Annotated in this window: 17 protein-coding genes and 1 tRNA gene; 11 read left to right on the forward strand and 7 right to left on the reverse strand. The window is 65.4% G+C overall.

What is annotated here, in order from left to right:
- Positions 1-27: 27 nt before the first annotated feature.
- On the reverse strand, positions 28-1,587 hold the full coding sequence (locus OPU69_RS06480; protein WP_498509890.1) for a proton-conducting transporter transmembrane domain-containing protein: 1,560 nt from the start codon (positions 1,585-1,587) through the stop codon (positions 28-30).
- Positions 1,588-1,702: 115 nt separating this feature from the next.
- Positions 1,703-2,584 (reverse strand): LysR family transcriptional regulator, encoded by an 882-nt coding sequence (locus tag OPU69_RS06485; RefSeq protein WP_060979317.1) that lies wholly within the window; start codon positions 2,582-2,584, stop codon positions 1,703-1,705.
- A 124-nt stretch (positions 2,585-2,708) separates the two neighbouring features.
- On the opposite strand from OPU69_RS06485, the gene OPU69_RS06490 reads away from it, so the two are divergent.
- The 3 genes from OPU69_RS06490 to OPU69_RS06500 are packed head-to-tail and all read left to right on the forward strand — an operon-like array spanning position 2,709 to position 6,002.
- Positions 2,709-3,911 carry a hypothetical protein gene (locus OPU69_RS06490; RefSeq protein WP_498509892.1) on the forward strand — a complete coding sequence of 401 codons (1,203 nt, stop codon included), beginning with the start codon at positions 2,709-2,711 and terminating at the stop codon, positions 3,909-3,911.
- A 1-nt stretch (position 3,912) separates the two neighbouring features.
- Positions 3,913-4,293 (forward strand): ArsR/SmtB family transcription factor, encoded by a 381-nt coding sequence (locus OPU69_RS06495; protein ID WP_060979319.1) that lies wholly within the window; start codon positions 3,913-3,915, stop codon positions 4,291-4,293.
- Between the two features lie 44 nt (positions 4,294-4,337).
- The gene (locus OPU69_RS06500) at positions 4,338-6,002 is read left to right on the forward strand and encodes a M20/M25/M40 family metallo-hydrolase (RefSeq protein WP_498509894.1); all 1,665 of its coding nucleotides are present in this window, start codon (positions 4,338-4,340) and stop codon (positions 6,000-6,002) included.
- Position 6,003: 1 nt separating this feature from the next.
- On the opposite strand, the gene OPU69_RS06505 is transcribed toward OPU69_RS06500, so the two are convergent.
- From OPU69_RS06505 to OPU69_RS06515, 3 genes are all read right to left on the reverse strand, one after another.
- Positions 6,004-6,636, reverse strand: a complete 633-nt coding sequence (locus OPU69_RS06505; RefSeq protein ID WP_498509896.1) for a Rossmann-fold NAD(P)-binding domain-containing protein — start codon at positions 6,634-6,636, stop codon at positions 6,004-6,006.
- A 90-nt stretch (positions 6,637-6,726) separates the two neighbouring features.
- Positions 6,727-6,802, reverse strand: a tRNA-Ala gene (locus OPU69_RS06510).
- A 119-nt stretch (positions 6,803-6,921) separates the two neighbouring features.
- Positions 6,922-7,236: a TIGR02300 family protein gene (locus OPU69_RS06515; RefSeq protein ID WP_023839428.1), complete on the reverse strand. Its 315-nt coding sequence runs from the start codon at positions 7,234-7,236 to the stop codon at positions 6,922-6,924.
- 189 nt (positions 7,237-7,425) lie between these two features.
- Here OPU69_RS06515 and aroA point away from each other — a divergent pair, with 189 nt between their 5' ends.
- The 6 genes from aroA (at position 7,426) to OPU69_RS06545 (ending at position 13,104) form a co-directional block, all read left to right on the forward strand.
- Entirely contained in the window at positions 7,426-8,769 is a 1,344-nt protein-coding gene (aroA, locus tag OPU69_RS06520) for a 3-phosphoshikimate 1-carboxyvinyltransferase (RefSeq protein WP_498509898.1), read from the forward strand.
- The gene (locus OPU69_RS06525; RefSeq protein ID WP_060979323.1) at positions 8,766-9,026 is read left to right on the forward strand and encodes a CBU_0592 family membrane protein; all 261 of its coding nucleotides are present in this window, start codon (positions 8,766-8,768) and stop codon (positions 9,024-9,026) included. The genes aroA and OPU69_RS06525 overlap by 4 nt, the downstream gene beginning before the upstream one ends.
- Positions 9,023-9,952 (forward strand): subclass B3 metallo-beta-lactamase, encoded by a 930-nt coding sequence (gene bla / locus OPU69_RS06530; protein WP_498509900.1) that lies wholly within the window; start codon positions 9,023-9,025, stop codon positions 9,950-9,952. Before OPU69_RS06525 ends, bla begins: the two co-directional genes overlap by 4 nt.
- Positions 9,949-10,590, forward strand: a complete 642-nt coding sequence (locus OPU69_RS06535; RefSeq protein ID WP_060979325.1) for a (d)CMP kinase — start codon at positions 9,949-9,951, stop codon at positions 10,588-10,590. Before bla ends, OPU69_RS06535 begins: the two co-directional genes overlap by 4 nt.
- A 202-nt stretch (positions 10,591-10,792) precedes the next feature.
- Positions 10,793-12,505 carry a 30S ribosomal protein S1 gene (gene rpsA / locus OPU69_RS06540; protein ID WP_060979326.1) on the forward strand — a complete coding sequence of 571 codons (1,713 nt, stop codon included), beginning with the start codon at positions 10,793-10,795 and terminating at the stop codon, positions 12,503-12,505.
- 317 nt (positions 12,506-12,822) lie between these two features.
- Positions 12,823-13,104 (forward strand): integration host factor subunit beta, encoded by a 282-nt coding sequence (locus OPU69_RS06545; RefSeq protein ID WP_060979331.1) that lies wholly within the window; start codon positions 12,823-12,825, stop codon positions 13,102-13,104.
- A gap of 417 nt (positions 13,105-13,521) precedes the next feature.
- Here OPU69_RS06545 and OPU69_RS06550 read toward each other — a convergent pair whose 3' ends face one another.
- Positions 13,522-15,462, reverse strand: a complete 1,941-nt coding sequence (locus OPU69_RS06550) for a sensor domain-containing diguanylate cyclase (protein WP_498509903.1) — start codon at positions 15,460-15,462, stop codon at positions 13,522-13,524.
- A gap of 223 nt (positions 15,463-15,685) precedes the next feature.
- Between OPU69_RS06550 and OPU69_RS06555 the strand changes: the two genes are divergently transcribed.
- A complete protein-coding gene (locus OPU69_RS06555) occupies positions 15,686-16,222 on the forward strand; it encodes a hypothetical protein (RefSeq protein WP_498509905.1) in 537 nt (178 codons plus the stop codon).
- 4 nt (positions 16,223-16,226) lie between these two features.
- Positions 16,227-16,940, forward strand: coding sequence for a COG3904 family protein (locus tag OPU69_RS06560; RefSeq protein ID WP_498509907.1), 714 nt, complete (start codon positions 16,227-16,229; stop codon positions 16,938-16,940).
- A gap of 15 nt (positions 16,941-16,955) precedes the next feature.
- On the opposite strand, the gene OPU69_RS06565 is transcribed toward OPU69_RS06560, so the two are convergent.
- A complete protein-coding gene (locus OPU69_RS06565; RefSeq protein ID WP_498509909.1) occupies positions 16,956-17,813 on the reverse strand; it encodes a class I SAM-dependent methyltransferase in 858 nt (285 codons plus the stop codon).
- Between the last annotated feature and the right edge of the window lie 694 nt (positions 17,814-18,507).

Below are 18,507 nucleotides of genomic sequence, written 5' to 3' on the forward strand. Positions count from 1 at the left end.
AACTCCTTGGAAAATCGGATCTTGGTGTCAGCGCGACCGCTTGAGCGTCCATCCGCCGAGCATGCGGTCGAACAGCGCGTTGGCGTACAGGCCATTGGAAAGGTGGACCCTGAGGCCGGCCGCCGCGGGGTGATAGGCCCAGAGCGGGAACATCGACTGGGCGATGGCGACCAAGCCGAAGCTGACCACCGCCAGGATCATCAGCACCCATTCGAGCGGTCCGGGCGCAGGCGTTGCGGGCAGGGGGCCGAGCAGCAGCGCATCGGCCACATGATGCAGCGCAAAATAGCCGAGCGAGGCCGCGATCGAATAGACGACCATTCGCCGCATCAGCGGGACGGGGGCGGCTCCGGCGAGGCCCTGGGCCAGCAGATAGGCGATGCCGAAGATCAGGATCGCGCCCAGCGCGATCGACTGGGGCGACGTATCCTGAAAGCGGAAGGCAAAGCCGATCGCGACATAGATGGCCAGCGCCGCAAGAAACGCGCCGGTAACCGCCTTGGCGCCCGGAATGGCGACCGGACCAGGCCGCCGCAGCGCGGCGATCCGCTCGACCGCGCCGCCCGAGGCGAGAAAGCTGTGCGCTTTGTAGAGCGAGTGCGCGATGATGTGCAGCATCGCCAGCGGGAACAGGGCGAGGCCGCACTGCATGATCATGAAGCCCATCTGCGCAACGGTGGACCAGGCCAGCGAGGTCTTGACCGCAGGCTGGGTGAGCATCACCAGCCCGCCGAACACCGCGGTGAAGCCGCCGATCATCACCAGCCCCGCCATGATCGCGGGCGACAGCAGCAGGACATCGGCAAAGCGGATGAGCAGGAAGCCCCCTGCGTTGATGACGCCTGCATGCAGCAGCGCCGAGACCGGAGTCGGCGCTTCCATCACCTCGGTCAGCCAGCCGTGCAGCGGGAACTGCGCCGACTTGATTACGGCGGCGAGCGCCAGGCCGAACACGGCGAACCGGATCGCGGTGCCGCTCTCGCCGCTGCGCGCGCTATCGAGGATGGTGGCGATGTCGCCGGTGCCATAGACCCAGAACAGCAAGGCCGCCGATCCGACCAGCGCGACATCGGCGATGCGCGCCGTGATATATTTCTTGCGCGCGGCGCGGCGTGCAGCGGCACGATCGGGATAGAAGAGCAGCAGCTTGTGCAGGCACAGGCTGGTGGCGATCCAGAACAGGACCAGCTGCAGCAGGTTGCCCGACAGCGCGAACAGCAGCACGCTGGCCAGCGTGAAGCTCAGCCAGGCCTTGAAATGCGCGCGGCGCGGTTCGTCGCCCAGATAGGTGCGCGAGAAGCGCAGCACGACCCAGCCGACAAAACTGACCAGGATCGTCACTGGCAGGCTGACGGCGTCGAGCCGGACGGAAAGCCCCAGATGCTGCCAGACCAGCAGCTCGGAGGTGACCGGTCCTGCGGTGATCAGTTGCACCAGCGCCGCGATGGCGAGGCCAAGACAGGCGAGCAGGGCGGCTTCCAGCGCTCGTCCTGTCAGGCGGGCGTGGCGGTCGCCTGCGAGCAGGGCGATACCACCCAATCCGGTGAATGCGGCGATCCCGATTGTCAGGGCAAGGGCGATATCCATCGTCTTTCCGTCTCCGTCTGGCCCCAGCGGGGGGCACGCGTGTCGCCAACGGATACGGACGAACGATCGATACGGAAAATTCAATGAAATAAAGATTTGGTTCTGAAATTCCGAACTAGGCGATTTTGGCGATTTCGAGCAGCTGATCGACCAGGGGATGCGGAAACCGCCGCGACTGGGTCATCGCGTAGAAGGATTCGGTGAGGCCCGGGATCGCCATGATGTCGTGCAGGCTGCCGATATTGAGCTCGTCGCGCACCACGATCGGTGGCACAACGCCCACTCCGGTTCCGGCGCGCAGCAACAGGCGCAGCATCGCCATGTCATCGGCCTCGGCGATGATATTGGGCAGGATGCCGAGCCGGTCGACCAGCAGGTCGAAATCGGCACGAACCCCGGAATCCGTAGCGGGAACCACCAGTCGCATGGTCATCAGCAACTCTCGTAGCGGGGTACGGGAGACATCGACCTTTTGCGGGCCGATCAGGCTCACCGGAATCTGGTCGACCAGGTGCGCGACCCAGTTGGTGCCGCTGTCGCGAAAGGGCAGGCGGTTGGTCAGCAGCACGTCGAGCTCGTGCGCCTCGAGCGCCTTGACCAGATCGCGCAGCGAGCCCGAACGGATCACCATGTGCACGTCGTCGCGCCCGACCATGGGGGCAAGGAAGCGCATCTGGAAATTGCGCGACAGCGTCGAGAGCGCCCCGACACGCAGATGCCGTCGGCTGCTGCCGCTGCCGCCGGCAAAGGTCGCCATCATCTCGTTCGCCGTCTCGAACATGCTGTCGGCATAGTTCAGCGCCACGCGCCCGGCCTCGGTGAGTTCGAGCCGCCGTCCGCGACGCTCAAACAGTTGATGGCCAATGTTTTCTTCCAGAAGCTTGATCTGGGTGGACAGCGCGGATTGCGAGACGTTGAGCCGCCGCGCGGCGTTGGTGAGATTGCCGTCATGCGCCACCGCATGGAAATAGCGCAGATGCTTGAAATTGAGGTGCATGCGGCAAGGTTCCACCAGGCAGTTCGCTTTAATCGAACGATTGGGCGATTTTATTGAATTTCCGCGATGTGCGCAATGCGTTTAGTCAGCATCCCAAGCCCAGACGCTCGCAAAGGTCCTTTCGATGGAAATATTGCCCGAACAGCCTGACCTTCCCCTTCGCTCGCTTGCGGTCGCACAAGCGGGCGTTGCCCCTGACCGGATCCCCGCAGTTCAATCCGGTCAGGGGCTTTCCACCGGCCCGCGTCCGGCGCTCAGCCTGGTCGGCGGATCGCAACTGCTGCTGGCGGAGCCGGCCGAGCCGGTGCCGCAGGACTGGCGCGATGCGCTGACGCGGCTCATCGCCTGGCTGGAGATCGACGTGCAGCATGCTCCTGCCCGACCAGGCGGTGCACTTAGACAGGTTGCCGCATGGGCTGCACCGCGCCGGGCGGCAAAGGCCGCGCCCCAGTTCCAGCCCTGGCAGAATGTTTCGCCCGTCGCCTTTCAGGCCGGGGGCCATGCAGCGCTGCCGCGGGTCGATTGGGTCGCAAGCTATCTGCAGGATCAGGGCACCGGCAAGCCGCTCAAGGCGAGCACGCTCGACGTGATGCTGATGTCGCCCCATCCGGCGGCCTGTGCCGTCGATGCCTGCGATGCCCCCATGCCGCGCGCGGAAACCCTGCAGGCGATGCTGCAGGCTGCGCTTGCCGAAGGGCGTCAGCGAATCGGCATCGTCGTCGATGCCCAGCGCCGCAACGCGCTGGTGCGCCAGCTGCTGGTCTCGGGACGCGTCGCGACGCGCGACCAGCAGGAAATCGAAATTCTGCCGATCGAGGATGCGCTGTGCCATCTTGTCCGCCATGCCGGACGCTGGGATGCGATCATCGTTCTGCCCGAGCTGCGCAGCCTGGTGTTTGCGATGCTCGCCGAGCTGACCGGAATCTGGACCCCCTGGCCGATGCTCTGGCATCGGCGCGGGGTCAGCATGATCACCGGTGAGGTGCTCGACGAGGCGGATGGCACGCTGCCGCTCAACGCGCCGTTGCTGGTGCAGGCGCTCGCGCTCGCAGCGCACCATGCTGGCCTCGGCCATGCCGCTCAGCGGCTGATGCAGGGCGCCGTGCGGCTGTGGGATTGCGGCATCATCACCCCCGGCCGGGGCTCCGTCGCGCCCTATGTCACCGAGGTGGCCGACGTCGAATTCATTCACCAGCTCTGTCGCGGCGGCGAGCAGCGTTCGCGCGCCCGCTTGTCATGGCGTGCCATTCCTGCGGCAGCACCGGCCCCGTCGCCGCGCCAGCCGCGTCCTTCCCTTCGGCTCGTTGCCACCACTGGAGAACAATAAGATGCCCAGCCGCAAGATCGTTGCCCATGAACTCGCCACCGTGCTGCGCCAGATTTCGCATCCCGATCGCATCCGGCTGATCCAGAAGCTGCGGATCGGCGACCAGACGGTGAACGAGATGGCCGCAGCGCTCGACATCACCCCGACGCGTCTGTCGCAGCACCTCGCCGTGCTGCGCGCGCTGGGGCTGGTCGAGATCGAGAGCTTCGCGCAGAGCCGGGTCTATCGCCTGACTCAGCCGCAGCTTGCCTTGTGGCTGATCGATGGCATCGACTTCATCGCGCACCGCATCGGCAAGGTGAGCGAGAGCGACGTGCAGCGCGCCAAGCAGCTGTGGGAAGAAGATTCGCTCGAACCGGTGGACACGGCGAAGGCGGCCTGAACCTGATCGCTTGCGCTAAAAGGGCGCGGCGTTAAGACGGGGTTATGCTGAAACCTATCCTGTTCGCCGCCGCCGCCATCGGCGCGCTTGCCGCTCCCGTCCATGCCCAGACCGAGATGACCGTCGATCCCGATCGGCTGGTCGAAACAGTCCGCACGCTCGCGTCGGACACGTTCGAGGGGCGTGCGCCCGGCACGCGCGGCGAGGAGCGGACGCTCGGCTATCTGATCGCGCGTCTCGAGGCACTGGGGCTGGAGCCGGCGGGGCCTGACGGCCAGTGGCTGCAGAAGGTGCCGCTCCTCCACACCAGGCTGCAGACGCCGCGCACGCTCGATTTCGCGACGCCCAAGGGGAAGGTCGCGCCGAAGCTTGCCGAGGACATCTACCTTTCGACCATCCGCCCCGAAGACGCCGCGCGCGTCGCCAATGCGCCGCTGGTGTTCGTCGGCTATGGCGTGAAGGCGCCCGAGCGCGGCTGGGACGATTTCAAGGGCGCGAACCTCAAGGGCAAGGTCGCGGTGTTCCTCATCAACGATCCTGATTTCGTCGCCAAGCCGGGCGAACCGGCGGTGGGCAAGTTCGGCGACCGGACGATGACCTATTACGGCCGCTGGACCTACAAGTTCGAGGAAGCCGCGCGCCAGGGCGCAGTCGCCGCGCTGATCGTGCACAATGCGGCGGGCGTCGGCTATGGCTGGAATGTCGTGATCAGCCCCGGCGGCGAGAATTACGATATCGTCCGCGCGCCCGACAAGCTGACCAGCGTGCGGCTGCAGGGCTGGCTGTCGGCGGACATTGCGGCGCGGCTGTTCGCGGCGGCGGGGCTGGACCTTGCCAAGCTCGAGGTCGAGGCGCGGTCGCCCCAATTCCGCCCGGTGGAACTGAAGGGCGTGACGCTCAATGCCGATATCCCGGTGCAGCCCGAGGTCGTGACCAGCCACAATGTGCTCGGCAAGATCACCGGCAGCAAGCGGCCGGACGAGGTCGTGATGTTCGGCGCGCACTGGGATGCCTATGGCCAGGGCAAGCCCGACGCCCAGGGCCGCATCTACCGCGCCGGGGCCAATGACGATGCACTGGGCATTGCGGGATTGTTCGAGATCGCGCGATCGATGAAGGCGGGACCGGCGCCCGAGCGCTCGGTGGTGTTCGGCCTGTGGACGGCGGAAGAGCGCGGGCTGCTCGGCTCCGAATATTATGCGGCCAACCCCGTCTATCCGATGGAAAAGACCGTCGCCAATCTCGCGCTCGACATCCTGCAGACCGCAGGCGCGGCGAACGACGTGGTGCTGGTCGGCAAGGGGCAGAACACGCTCGAGGACGACATGGCGCGCGTGGCGGCAACCCAGGGCCGCACCGTGACGCCCGAAAGCCTGCCCGAGCGCGGCCTGTTCTACCGCGCCGACCATTTTTCCTTCGCCAAGCGTGGCGTGCCGGTGATGTTGCTGATGGGCATTGCCGGCGCCTCGAACCTGAAGACGGGCGGCGTCGCGGCGGGCCAGGCGTGGATCGATGCCTATACCGGCCAATGCTATCACCAGGCCTGCGATGCCTGGGGGCCGGACTGGAACCTCGACGGCGCGGTGCAGGACATTGCGCTCACCGGGGTGATCGGCGCAGAACTCGCCAACTCCACCCGCTGGCCGCAATGGAAGCCGGGATCGGAGTTCAAGGCGATCCGCGACAGGTCGGGTGCGCCGAAGCAATAGCTCAGGCGAGCTCGGCGGCACTCACGACGTGCCTTACGGGCTTGGCGGCCAGCGCCGCTTCGGTCAGCGCGGCGGCGATATTCTCGGCCGGGCTGATCCGCCATTGGCGCGGCAGCACGGTCCCGAGCACGCCGAGAACCGCATCGGACACGCGCTCCATCGGCCGGAACTCGTCGCGCTGCCCGCCGATCAGCCCGGGGCGGACGATGGTATAGCTGCGATAAGCGAGTGCGCCGATGCTCGCCTCGACCTCGCCCTTGGTGCGGTTGTAGAGCAGCCGCGAGCCGGCATCCGCGCCGATCGCGGACACCAGGGCAAGGGCCTGCGCGCCCTGCGCACGTGCGTGCCTCGCCACCATCAGCGGATAATCGTGATCGATCCGGTGGAAGGCTTCAGCCGACCCCGCCTTGGCCCGCGTCGTGCCCAGCGCGCAGATCACGGCATCGCACGTCCACCAATCGGCCTCCGGCGGCAGCGCCTCGTAGTCGACGAGCGGGTTGACCAGCTTCGGGTGCGAGGGCAGCGCTTTCCGGGTGGGGGCCACCACCTGTGTAACACGCGCATCGTCCAGCGCTTTCGCCAGCGTGATGCGCCCGACAAGACCGGTGCCACCGGCAATCAGGATGGTGCTCAAGGATGGTCCTCCGACATCGCGCAGGTACCCGGGAAAGGGCACCGTCAGCGCGAAGTCTGACGCCAGATATCCTGCGATGTCGAGGAAAAATGGTGGAGCCTAGCGGGATCGAACCGCTGACCTCTACACTGCCAGTGTAGCGCTCTCCCAGCTGAGCTAAGGCCCCATCTTCGCCGGTTTTTGACCCCCCGGCGTCGGGAAGGACCGCCCTTTAGTCGAGCGATCCGAAGGTGGCAAGGGGCAATTTTGCCCCCTGCCAATATTTCGCATTAGGATCGGAAAGGCTCAGCCTTCCTCATCGTCATCATCGGCGGCAGCGACGCCCAGGTCGTCGTCTCCGCCCAGATCGACATCGTTGTCGGGCGAATCGCCGTCCTCGTCGATGTCCAGATCCTCATCGGCCAGATCGACATCCTCCTTCTCGATGACCTTCTTCTTCTCTTCCTCGAAGGGCAGCGGCTGCTTGGACTTCAGCACCGGCTCGGGCGTCCAGCTGTTGCCGCAGTTGATGCAGGATACGGGGTCGTCCTTGCCCAGGTCGTAAAAACGGGTGCCGCATTTCGGGCAGCTGTGCTTGGCGCCCCATTCAGGCTTGATCATGAAAAATGCCTCGGTTTCAGCTCAATCGATGGATCGATGTGGAGAAGGTTGCACGCTTCCGCAAGGCGGCGCGCACGCCACCGGCCGGAAAATTGGCGTGCGCCTTGCCATAGCTTTGTGCCGCTGTCAAAAGCTGCGTCGCTTTTACTCCCCGGCAGACCATGCCCAAACGGAAATGCACTGAACATCATGGCCCATCACGCTGACGAGGCGGCGCGCCCGCGCCGCTTTTCCGCAGGCTCTGCGCTGACCGGCGCGATCCGCGTTCCCGGCGACAAGTCGATCTCGCACCGCGCGCTGATGCTGTCGGCGCTGTGCGTGGGCGAGAGCAGGATTTCAGGTTTGCTCGAAGGCGAGGACGTACTCGCCACCGCGGCTGCGATGCGGGCGATGGGCGCGACGATCGCACGCGGCGACGATGGCGTGTGGACGGTGCACGGCGTCGGTGTGGGCGGGCTGATGCAGCCGGAACAGGCGCTCGACATGGGCAACAGCGGTACCTCGACCCGGCTGCTGATGGGGCTGGTCGCCAGCCACCCGATCACCGCGATGTTCACCGGTGACGCATCGCTCAGCCGCCGCCCGATGGCGCGCGTTACCGATCCGCTCGGCGAAATGGGCGCGGAATTCAACGCCAGCCCTGGCGGTACGCTGCCGCTGATGGTGCGCGGGCTGCAGCCGGCGGTGCCGATCACCTACCGGCTTCCCGTCGCCTCGGCGCAGGTCAAATCGGCGATCCTGCTCGCCGCGCTCAACACGCCGGGCACCACCACCGTGATCGAGCCGGTGGCGACGCGCGACCATAGCGAGAAGATGCTGGCCGGGTTCGGCGCGCCGCTGACGGTCGAGGTCGATGCGGACGGGGTTCGGCATATCTCGGTCACCGGCCCATGCAATCTCAAGGCGCAGGACATTTTCGTGCCGGGCGACCCTTCGTCCGCCGCATTCTTCATCGTCGCCGCGCTGATCGTGCCGGGATCGGATCTGGTGATCGAGAATGTCGGCATGAACGTGACGCGCACCGGCATCATCACCGTGCTTGAGGGGATGGGCGGGCAGATCGAGCGATTGAACGAACGCACCGTCGGCGGCGAGCCGGTGGCGGACCTGCGCGTACGGGCGAGCGCGCTCAAGGGAATCACCGTCGATCCCGCGATCGTGCCAAGCATGGTCGACGAGTTTCCGGTCTTCTTCATCGCCGCCGCGATGGCCGAGGGCGTGACCGTGACCTCCGGGCTCGACGAACTGCGCGTCAAGGAATCGGACCGGCTCGCGACCATGGCGCGTGGGCTCGAGGCGATCGGCGCGGCGGTGGAAGAGCGCGAGGACGGCCTTGTCATCACCGGCAGCGGGGGCAGGGCGCTTCGCGGCGGCGGGCCGATCACGACATCGCTCGACCACCGTATCGCGATGAGCTTTGCGGTGGCGGGGCTGGTGAGCGATTCGGGCGTCGAGGTCGACGACACGCGGCCCATCGCGACCAGCTTCCCAGATTTCCTGACGCTGCTCGAAAGCGCACAGGGACGCGCATGAGCCCGCTTGTCGCCAATATCATCGGCATTATCGGCAGCGTGCTGTTCATGGGCGGCTTCATCTATGCCAACCGGGCCCGGCAGATCGACAAGCTGCTGTTCAATGCGATCAACCTGGCAGGGGCGATCCTGCTGCTCATCTCGCTTTCGGTGCATTTCAACCTCGCGGCCGTGATTCTCGAGACTGCCTGGGGTCTGATCGCGCTATCGGGGATCATCAGCGCGCTGCGTGCGCGGCGCGAGGGGAAACCATCATGAAACGAACCGTCCTTTTCACCCTCCTGCTGACGGGCTGCGCCTCTGCCCCGATGGCCACCCCGCGCCTTGCGAGCGATGCGCAGATCGCCGCGGCCGAAGCAGAGCCCGTCGGCGAGTTCGCGACCGAGATGCGCTGGAACGATCGGATGGCCCCTTTCACCATCCTGGATAACGTTCATTATGTCGGCACCGCCGGGATCGGCGTGTTCCTGGTCACCACGCCCGAGGGGCATGTGCTGATCGATGGCGCGCTCGCGCAATCGGTGCCGCAGATCCTGGACAATATCCGCACGCTGGGCTTCGAGCCCAAGGACGTAAAGTATATCCTCAACACGCATGGCCATTTCGACCATGCCGCAGGGCTGGCAGGCCTGCAGCGCGCGAGCGGCGCCAAGGTCATCGGCAGCGCGGCGGACAAGCCCTATCTGGAGGCCGGGCATGTTGACCATGGCCCGACAAAGGACGCGCTGTTTCCGCCGGTGCGGGTCGATCGCACGGTCGGCGATGGCGATGCGGTCAGGTTGGGCGGGACCACGCTGACCGCGCATCTGACGCCGGGCCACTCGCCGGGATGCACCTCATGGGGCCTGACCGCGAAGGATTCCACCGGCACCCCTCGCAAGGTCTTCCTGCATTGCAGCGCATCGCTGGGCGGCCAGTCGCTGGTGCCGCCCGCCTATCCCGGCATGGCGGACAATTACCGCGCCAGCTTTGCCAAGGTGCGCGCGATGCAGGCAGACGTGTTCCTCGCCAATCACGACATGTTCTTCGGCCTGCACGAAAAGCGCGCGCGGCAGCTGGCGGGAGAAAAGGACGCGTTCGTCGACCCGTCCGAGTTGCAGCGGTTCAACAGCGCTATGGAGCAGGGTTTCCTGAAGGCCCTGGCCGAGCAGCAGGCGGCGGCTGACGCGGGCAAGCAGCCATGATCATCGCGGTCGATGGGCCGACGGCGAGCGGCAAGGGCACGATCGCCAGGGCGCTCGCGAAGCATTTCGGGCTGCCGCATCTCGACACCGGGCTGCTCTATCGCGCCGTCGGCGTGATGGCGGTGCGGCTGGGCGGCGATCCCGACAATCCCGACGAGGCGCTCGCCGGTTGCGCGTTCGACGATGCGCTGCTGGGCGACGACCATCTGCGCAGCGAGATGGCGGGGGGGCTCGCCAGCCGCGCCTCGCGTCACCCTGCGGTTCGCCAGGCGCTGCTCGAGCGGCAGCGGGCGTTTGCGTCGCAACCGGGCGGGGCAGTGCTCGACGGGCGCGATATCGGCACGGTGATCGCGCCCGATGCTGCGGCCAAGCTGTTTGTCACCGCCAGCGTCGCCGCACGCGCCGCGCGCCGCTATCACGAGATGCTGAGCCGGGGCGAACAGGTGACGCTGGAGGAGATCGCGGCAGACCTCGCCGCACGTGACGCGCGCGATTCCGGAAGGGCGGTCGCGCCGCTCAAGCCAGCCGATGACGCGCTCTTGCTTGATACCAGCGATTTGACTATAGGGCAGGCCGTTCAAAGGGCCATAGAGCTGGTGAACGGCAGGACAGAAGGCGGCCCAGCCGCCCGACCTTAGATGTTTCGATCATCGTGAACATCGCACGCGCCGCAAGCGGTCCGGGCGAGCGTTCGCGCTGTTTGCATATCTGCTGCTGGCACAAGCAAACATGCGCTTTTCGGGCGCTTTCCGGTGCATTCGGCCCGGGGGGCAGGTTCAGCCAAGACCGCCGGAGACAACCGGCTGGCCGGACAAAACTGTGTTAAGGAACGTTGGATTTATGGCCTCTACGGCATTTCCCAGCCGCGATGATTTTGCGGCACTTCTCGACGAATCGCTGGGCGGCACCGCTGCCGTTGACGGCGGATTCGAAGGCCGCGTCGTCAAGGGCACGGTCACTGCAATCGAAAACGACAAGGCCGTCATCGACGTCGGTCTGAAGTCGGAAGGCCGCGTGGCGCTGCGCGAGTTCGCCGCCCCCGGTCAGGACCATGGCCTCAAGGTCGGCGACGAAGTCGAAGTCTATGTCGACCGGATCGAGAATGCCGATGGCGAAGCGATGCTGTCGCGCGACCGCGCACGCCGCGAAGCCGCATGGGACAAGCTGGAAAATGAATTCGGCGAAGGCAAGCGCGTCGAAGGCGTGATCTTCGGCCGCGTCAAGGGCGGCTTCACCGTCGATCTCGACGGCGCCGTCGCGTTCCTGCCCGGCAGCCAGGTCGATATCCGCCCCGTGCGCGATGTCACCCCGCTGATGGACATTCCGCAGCCCTTCCAGATTCTCAAGATGGACCGTCGTCGCGGCAACATCGTCGTGTCGCGTCGCGCCGTTCTGGAAGAAACCCGTGCCGAACAGCGCACCGGCCTCATCCAGTCGCTGGCCGAAGGTCAGATCATCGACGGCGTCGTCAAGAACATCACCGATTATGGTGCGTTCGTTGACCTGGGCGGCATCGACGGCCTGCTGCACGTCACCGACATCAGCTACAAGCGCATCAACCACCCGAGCGAAGCGATCAGCATCGGCGAAACCGTCAAGGTGCAGATCATCCGTATCAACCAGGATACGCAGCGCATCTCGCTGGGCATGAAGCAGCTCGAAAGCGATCCGTGGGAAGGCGCCAGCGTCAAGTATCCGGTCGGTGCGAAGCTTTCGGGTGCCGTCACCAACATCACCGAATATGGGGCGTTCGTCGAGCTCGAGCCGGGCATCGAAGGTCTGGTGCACGTTTCGGAAATGTCGTGGACCAAGAAGAACGTCCATCCCGGCAAGATCGTTTCGACCAGCCAGGAAGTCGATGTCATCGTTCTGGAAGTCGATGCCGAAAAGCGCCGCATCTCGCTGGGCCTCAAGCAGGCACAGTCGAACCCCTGGGACGCCTTTGCAGAAAAGCACCCGGTGGGCAGCGTCGTCGAGGGCGAAGTCAAGAACGCGACCGAATTCGGTCTGTTCATCGGCCTGGATGGCGATGTCGACGGCATGGTCCACATGTCGGATATCGCCTGGGGCATCTCGGGTGAAGACGCGCTCAACCTGCACCTCAAGGGCGAGCAGGTGAAGGCGATCGTTCTCGACGTCGATGTCGAGAAGGAGCGCATCTCGCTGGGCATGAAGCAGCTCGAAAAGGGTGCTCCGGCCGTGGGCGGCGCCGACAGCTCGAACCTGCGCAAGAACGAAGTCGTCACTGTCACCGTGCTCGAAGTGCGCGACGGCGGCCTGGAAGTTCAGGTCGGCGAAGACGGCGCGACCGGCTTCATCAAGCGCAACGATCTGGGCCGCGACCGCGACGAACAGCGTCCCGACCGCTTCCAGGTCGGCCAGAAGCTCGACGCGATGGTCACCGGTTTCGACCGCTCGCGCAAGCCGACCTTCTCGGTCAAGGCGCACCAGCTGGCTGAAGAAAAGCAGGCGGTGGCTCAGTACGGTTCGTCCGACTCGGGCGCGTCGCTGGGTGACATTCTCGGCGCCGCTCTCAAGCAGCGCGAAGACTGATCCTGCGGTCATCCCCGTGCGGCTGCACGGGTGACGTTTCAAAAAGGGGCATCGGCTGTCGGCCGGTGCCCTTTTTTGTGCAATCTGGCGCGAATAGCAGCAGTCCCCCCAAGAACAGCGTTGAAACCAATCACGATTTCTGACAGCATTTATCTGCCTGTCGACTGGCAACAGCGCTGGGCACTTGCATCTGCGTTTCCGTTATACGGGTCAGACGCATTGGCTTGTCGGGGGGCTGGTCAATTGATTGTGGGATGTGGTGTGAGGGACGCCGCATTCTGGCATCCCGTCGTGTAATCGATTGCAGGAGATTGACCATGATACGATCGGAACTGCTGCAGCTGCTGGAGGAAGAAAATCCAGGGCTCCGGTCAGACGAGATCGAAAAGATCCTCGATATCTTCTTCGACAACATCATCGAGCGACTGGCCGAAGGGGGACGGGTCGAATTGCGGGGCTTCGGAGCCTTTTCCACCCGCGCGCGCGAGCCGCGCAAGGGGCGCAACCCGCGTACGGGCGAAGCCGTCGACGTGCCCGCCAAGCGCGTTCCCTATTTCAAGCCAGGCAAGGAAATGCGCGCTCGCCTGAACGCCGATTGAGCGGCCCGACGCGGCAGGCCAGCTACAGGCTTGCCGCGCCGCTTCATCCCGGCTTATAGACCCCTGCGCCGTGCGGGCGTGGCGAAATGGTAGACGCAACGGACTTGAACATCATGTGAGTGCGCGCGGGGAAACCTGCGACGTAGAACTGCTCAAATTCGGGGAACCCTGTCAAATGGCAATCCCGAGCCAAGCCCGGCCATCGCGGCCGGGAAGGTGTAGAGACTAGACGGGCAGCACCTAAACCCTGCGACTGGCAGGGCAGGGTGAAGGGATAGTCCAGACCCCGAACGCGCTTAAAGCGGCGCGGCGGCGAAAGCCGTGGCGGGTAAGAAAATCCGTCGGGCTTTGCCCATGGGGGTTCGAGTCCCCCCGCCCGCACCAGGCCTGCCGACAGGGCAGGCGCTCCGCGCCGGATCAGGCAGCGTTGCGCCCCTGCAGCGGATCGCGGCTGCTGATCGCGCAATTGCGTCCCGATGCCTTGGCTTCATAGAGCGCCGCATCGGCGCGCGCATAGAGGCCCTTGGCGCTGTCGCCAGCGCTCCAGCATGCCACGCCCAGGCTGGCGGTGATGTTGAGCGTCAGATTGCCATGCACCTGGAACGGCTGGCGCGCGATCGCGGCGCGGATGCGTTCGGCAATGGCATCGGCGATGACCGGCCGCGCGCGGTCGAGGATGACCATGAACTCCTCGCCGCCCATCCGGCCGATCATGTCGCCCGGCCGCAACAGCGACTGCACCCGGCTGGCCAGCGCCCGCAGCGCATCGTCGCCTGCGACATGGCCGTGGCGGTCGTTGATCGTCTTGAACCGGTCGATATCGAGCACGATGACCGCGAGTGCGCCACCCGTGCCCATGCGCTCGAGCCGCGCGTCGAGATCGCTCAGCACCTTGCGGCGGTTGGCAACACCGGTCAGAGGGTCTAGCTCGGAAAGGATGCGCAGCTTTTCATTCGCATCGTTGAGCGCCCTGGTGCGTTCGGCGACGCGTTGTTCCAGTTCGCCATGCGAGGTGCGGATCGCACCGGCCAGCGTCTCGAAGCGCGAGACGAGCCGCGCAACCTCGTTGCCGGTGCGATCGTCGGTCGGCATTTCCAGCATGGCATCGCTGGCCAGGCCGCGCGTGATCCGTTCCGCCTCGCGCGTGAGCCGCCGCAGCGGCTTGGCGACCAGATGGCGCAGTACCAGCACCACGATCAGCAGGCAGCCGGCAAGCGCGATCACTGCCATGGCCGCGATGCGCGGGATCGGACGCAGTGCCCTGGCCAGGATTAGCTGCTCGGGCTTGACGGTGAGGGCATACCAGCCCGCGCCAGGCACCTGGTGCAGCGAGACATAGGCGTCCAGCGCGTCGGCCTTGCCGACATAGCCGCTCTGGCCATGGCGACGCACCAGCGCCCAGATCGCCGCCAGATCGGGCCGGGCGCTGTTCGTGATGTCGAGATATTCTTCGGTCTTGCGGCTGTTCTGCCGCGTATATCCGGGATGATAGATCAGACGCCCTTCGCGCGAGATCAGGATCACCTTTTCCTCTGCGGAATCGGCAAAGCGCCCCGCAGGCGCGATTTCGTCTAGCGGCATCGACGTGCCGAACGTGCCGATATGCTGCGCATCGCGATCGACCGGGGTCATGCAGCCCGTCGTCCAGACCTCCTGATATTTCAGCGAGATCAGCGATTGCAGTCCGGTGCAGCGCATCGCGCGCGCAGGATTGGCGGCGATGGTCGAAATGGTCGCGAATTCGCGATCCTGAAACGCAAAGTCCGCAGGCGCGGTCTGGCGATAGAATTCCAGCCGATCGGGCCGGTCGGGCGCGAAGATGACGATGCCGTTGCGCGGCGTGAAATAGTAAAGGCTTTCCAGATCGTGACGGCTGCCCTCGCTCAGGCGTCGGATGGCCAGGGTCGCGGCCATGATGTCGCGCACCGCGCCATCGTCCTGATCGATCCCGGCGGGGAGGAAACCCGCCATGCCATGCACCATGCCGATCGCGGTCGGGCCGCCGGTGAACATCCCGTCGATGCTGCGCCGCGTGCCGTCAGGACGCAGCGGATAGAGCGCCTCGAACGCGCGGCGCGCATCGGCGTCGGTCAGGGCGGCGTGCTCTTCGCGGAACAGTTCGACCGCCCGTGTCTGCGTCCGCTGGATGCGTTCGAACCGGTCGCTGAGTTCGTTGACCACTGCAGCGTTGCGCTGGTCGAGCCGTGCCAGCGACTCGTCGATCGCCTTGGCGCGTTCCTGCGAAAACGCGACTAGCGCGGTTGCGGCGATCATCAGGGTGAAGCCGATGGCGAGGCTCAGCGCCGTGCGCGAGCTGACCGACAGCGAACGGAACCATGGCGAGAGGCGGGCAAGCATGGCGTCTTGTGGACGATTTTGGTTAATTTACTGCAAAGGTTGGGAGTTTCCACCGCGCTGGCGGGATTATCCTATCCGCAAGCGATCGCGCGGGCCTATGCTGGCGGCATGGGCCGGGCTGTGATGCGGGTCATGGTTTGACCGGAAATTGCCGCTACGGTAATGTGGTCCAGGGTCGTTGGCGGTTCCTGGCTGGAGAGGCTGAACGATGGAAAACAGGTTGATGAAATCGGGCATGCAGGCGGCCGCGCTGACAGCGGTGCTGGCCATGGCGTTGCCAATCCCTGCCCAGGCCCAGTTCGGCGGCCTGTTGCGCTCACGACCCAGCAGCAGCGGCAAGACCGCGACAGGATGCGACGACAGCGCGGGCAAGGCCGCAGGACGGTCGGTGCTTGGCGGCGTGCTCGGCGGTCTGGCGAGCCGTGCAGGGCTTCCCAGCTTCCTGCCCGTGCCCGAGGTCGCCGGCCTGCTGACCGACGCCATCGCCTGCAAGCTGGAGCCCGAGGAGCAGAAAAAGGCGGCGGACGCGACGCTGGAGGCGACGCGCGGCGAAGAGGTCGGCAGCACCTCGTCCTGGACCAGCGAGACGCGCAAGGACGTGTCGGGCACCTCGACCGTGGTCGGCAAGACCCAGCTCGCGGATGGATCGACCTGCATGAACGTCAACGATGTCATCATCGTCGAGGGCGAGGAGACAACGGTGTCGAAGCGCATGTGCAAGAAGCCGGGTGCAGCGCGCTACGAAATCGCGCAGGCCTGATTTGATGCGCGCACCGCATAAGCTGTGGCTGGCTCTGGCGGCGGTCGCGCTGCTGTGCGGCCAGTCGCCCGCACCGATGGACCCGGCCAATCCCAGCTGCCCCAAGGCACCCGACTGGTCAAACAACAAGATCATGGCGCTGAAGGTCGTCAGGAAGGGCGATGCCAAGGTGCTGCTCGCCGAAGGGCCGGTCGATCAGACATTGCCCGACCGACTGAAACAGGCGCTGACCGACAATCCCGATATCAGCGAGATCTGGCTGCGCTCGCCCGGTGGCAACGCACGCGCCGGCAATGCGGCGGGACGGCTGATCCGTTCCACGCCGGGGCTGGTGACGCGCATTCCGGCGGGCTGGACCTGCTTTTCCGCGTGCAATTTCGTGTTCATGGGCGGCCAGCTGCGCGTGGTCGAACCTGGCGGCAATTTCATGGTCCACATGTTCACCATGACCGGCGACCGCGACGCGATCGACCAGTCGGTCGCTCTGGGCACTGACACCACGGTCGAGCTGATCGGCGATATCGAGCAGGAAAGCGCGCTGCTCGCCAGCGAGGACAATGACTTCCTGATCCGAATGGGCGTCTCGCGCAAGCTGCTGACCGATATCATGTACAAGCAGAAGGCGGTGGCGAGCAGCGGCGGCGGCGATCAGTCGACCCGGCGATGCCTGACGCAGGACGAGGTGTTCAAGTACAACGTGGCAAACGTGCAGGAGTAAGGGGCGGCGTGGCGGTCAGGCCGTCGCGCTGAGCAGCCACACCTTGTTCCTCATCATCACGCCTTCGCCGTCGCGATAGTGGCGCGTGAACAGCGCGAGCAGATCGTTGCGCGCGGCCTCCAGCACCTCCGGCCCCGCCTCGGCGAGCGCGCGGCCGATCGCCATGCTGGCGAGCGCGAAATCCGCCGCATCCTCGGGTAGCGCGCCGGGGCCGCCGATCGCCTGTTCGCCCTGATAGGCTTGCACCTCGGGCGCGGAAATCCCGGCGTGCGCCAGGATATCGCGGACATAATCGAGATCGGCAAAGGCGAACGGGCCGGGGTCACGCGGATCAGGCGAGGGGATGTCGATATGCGACCGCGCGACGCCCATCAGCTCCATCATCCAAGGATTGTCGCGCGGCGGCCCCCAGACCGCCAGATCCATCCGCCCGCCGGGCTTGAGCAGGCCGTGCAGGTTGGCGAAGGCGGCATAAGGCTCGGCAAAGAACATCGACCCGAAGCGCGAGACCAGCCGGTCATAGGGCGCATCATCGAGCGCCACGGTCGCGGCATCGGCGCAGAGGAAACGTATATTCGCCTGCCCCTCGGCGCGCCGCGATGCCTCCTCGATCAGGTCGGGCGATATATCGATCCCCAGCACCGCGCCCTCCGGCCCGACCGCCTCGGCCAGCGCGAGCGAGGTCAGCCCCCCGCCGCACCCCAGATCGATCACCTGCTCCCCCGGCGCGATCGCAGCCCGCGCCAGCAGCGCATCGCCGATGGGCGCGATCATCCCCTCGAACCGGTCGATATGGCTGAGCCACTTGCGCCCCTGCTCGCCTGCCCAATCCTCACCCTTGAGCTGTTCCGGCGTGGCGGCGGTGGTGGTCATGACGGGTCTCTCCTCGTAGTGGCGCGGGAGAGGGTAGGCGGTGGAGGGGGGAGGTCAATGGGGAAGGTGGGGGGCAGGCCGAACTTGATTTCTCACTACGTCCAAGAAAAGGCTAAACTCTGAGGTTTGCGCGCTTTTCAAGCCTATAGACTAGCAAAGCCACTGCCCCTGGCGAGCTTTACTTATAGCTACTTGAAAAATGGAATGACTTTGAGTATATTGCTATCGGCAGACGACCCTTTGTGGGTAGGCCTGCAGATGCGGTTCACCCGTCTCTTAGTCAGGTTCAGGACACGGCGAAACGCGGTCTCTTGGCCGTAAGCCGGGCCCTTGGGCACATGGCACATACCGACACTCCGCTCGCGGAAGGTTGGGGGCATACTGACAAAGGAGTACGATACATGCCTTGCTTTACCCTTCAAGCCGGTGAGGTTCGGAACCAATTCTGCGATGGGCCCTCTCGCGAGAGGCCGATTGATCCGGCGCGCAATGCCGGGAAGCCAAGCGTCAAACCTGGCGCGGGGACTCTTGTTCACGGTTTGTTCCGTAGCGGAGTTGCGATCGGGGGCGCGCTTATGCTATGGTGTTGCTTGAATCTGGCGGCCAGTGTTGTGGAAAGTCAGGTTCAGGACACGGCGAAACGCGGTCTCTTGGCCGTAAGCCGGGCCCTTGGGCACATGGCACATACCGACAC

This window comes from Blastomonas sp. 34TW (genome assembly GCF_059803595.1).

Excerpts from the sequence above, each read along its gene's own strand:
- OPU69_RS06490 (WP_498509892.1), top strand. The coding sequence starts at position 2,709 with ATGGAAATATTGCCCGAACAGCCTGACCTTCCCCTTCGCTCGCTTGCG.
- OPU69_RS06545 (WP_060979331.1), top strand. The coding sequence starts at position 12,823 with ATGATACGATCGGAACTGCTGCAGCTGCTGGAGGAAGAAAATCCAGGG.
- OPU69_RS06565 (WP_498509909.1), bottom strand. The coding sequence starts at position 17,813 with ATGACCACCACCGCCGCCACGCCGGAACAGCTCAAGGGTGAGGATTGG.
- OPU69_RS06495 (WP_060979319.1), top strand. The coding sequence starts at position 3,913 with ATGCCCAGCCGCAAGATCGTTGCCCATGAACTCGCCACCGTGCTGCGC.
- OPU69_RS06555 (WP_498509905.1), top strand. The coding sequence starts at position 15,686 with ATGAAATCGGGCATGCAGGCGGCCGCGCTGACAGCGGTGCTGGCCATG.
- bla (WP_498509900.1), top strand. The coding sequence starts at position 9,023 with ATGAAACGAACCGTCCTTTTCACCCTCCTGCTGACGGGCTGCGCCTCT.
- rpsA (WP_060979326.1), top strand. The coding sequence starts at position 10,793 with ATGGCCTCTACGGCATTTCCCAGCCGCGATGATTTTGCGGCACTTCTC.
- OPU69_RS06515 (WP_023839428.1), bottom strand. The coding sequence starts at position 7,236 with ATGATCAAGCCTGAATGGGGCGCCAAGCACAGCTGCCCGAAATGCGGC.
- OPU69_RS06480 (WP_498509890.1), bottom strand. The coding sequence starts at position 1,587 with ATGGATATCGCCCTTGCCCTGACAATCGGGATCGCCGCATTCACCGGA.
- OPU69_RS06535 (WP_060979325.1), top strand. The coding sequence starts at position 9,949 with ATGATCATCGCGGTCGATGGGCCGACGGCGAGCGGCAAGGGCACGATC.
- OPU69_RS06525 (WP_060979323.1), top strand. The coding sequence starts at position 8,766 with ATGAGCCCGCTTGTCGCCAATATCATCGGCATTATCGGCAGCGTGCTG.
- OPU69_RS06560 (WP_498509907.1), top strand. The coding sequence starts at position 16,227 with ATGCGCGCACCGCATAAGCTGTGGCTGGCTCTGGCGGCGGTCGCGCTG.
- aroA (WP_498509898.1), top strand. The coding sequence starts at position 7,426 with ATGGCCCATCACGCTGACGAGGCGGCGCGCCCGCGCCGCTTTTCCGCA.
- OPU69_RS06550 (WP_498509903.1), bottom strand. The coding sequence starts at position 15,462 with ATGCTTGCCCGCCTCTCGCCATGGTTCCGTTCGCTGTCGGTCAGCTCG.
- OPU69_RS06485 (WP_060979317.1), bottom strand. The coding sequence starts at position 2,584 with ATGCACCTCAATTTCAAGCATCTGCGCTATTTCCATGCGGTGGCGCAT.
- OPU69_RS06500 (WP_498509894.1), top strand. The coding sequence starts at position 4,338 with ATGCTGAAACCTATCCTGTTCGCCGCCGCCGCCATCGGCGCGCTTGCC.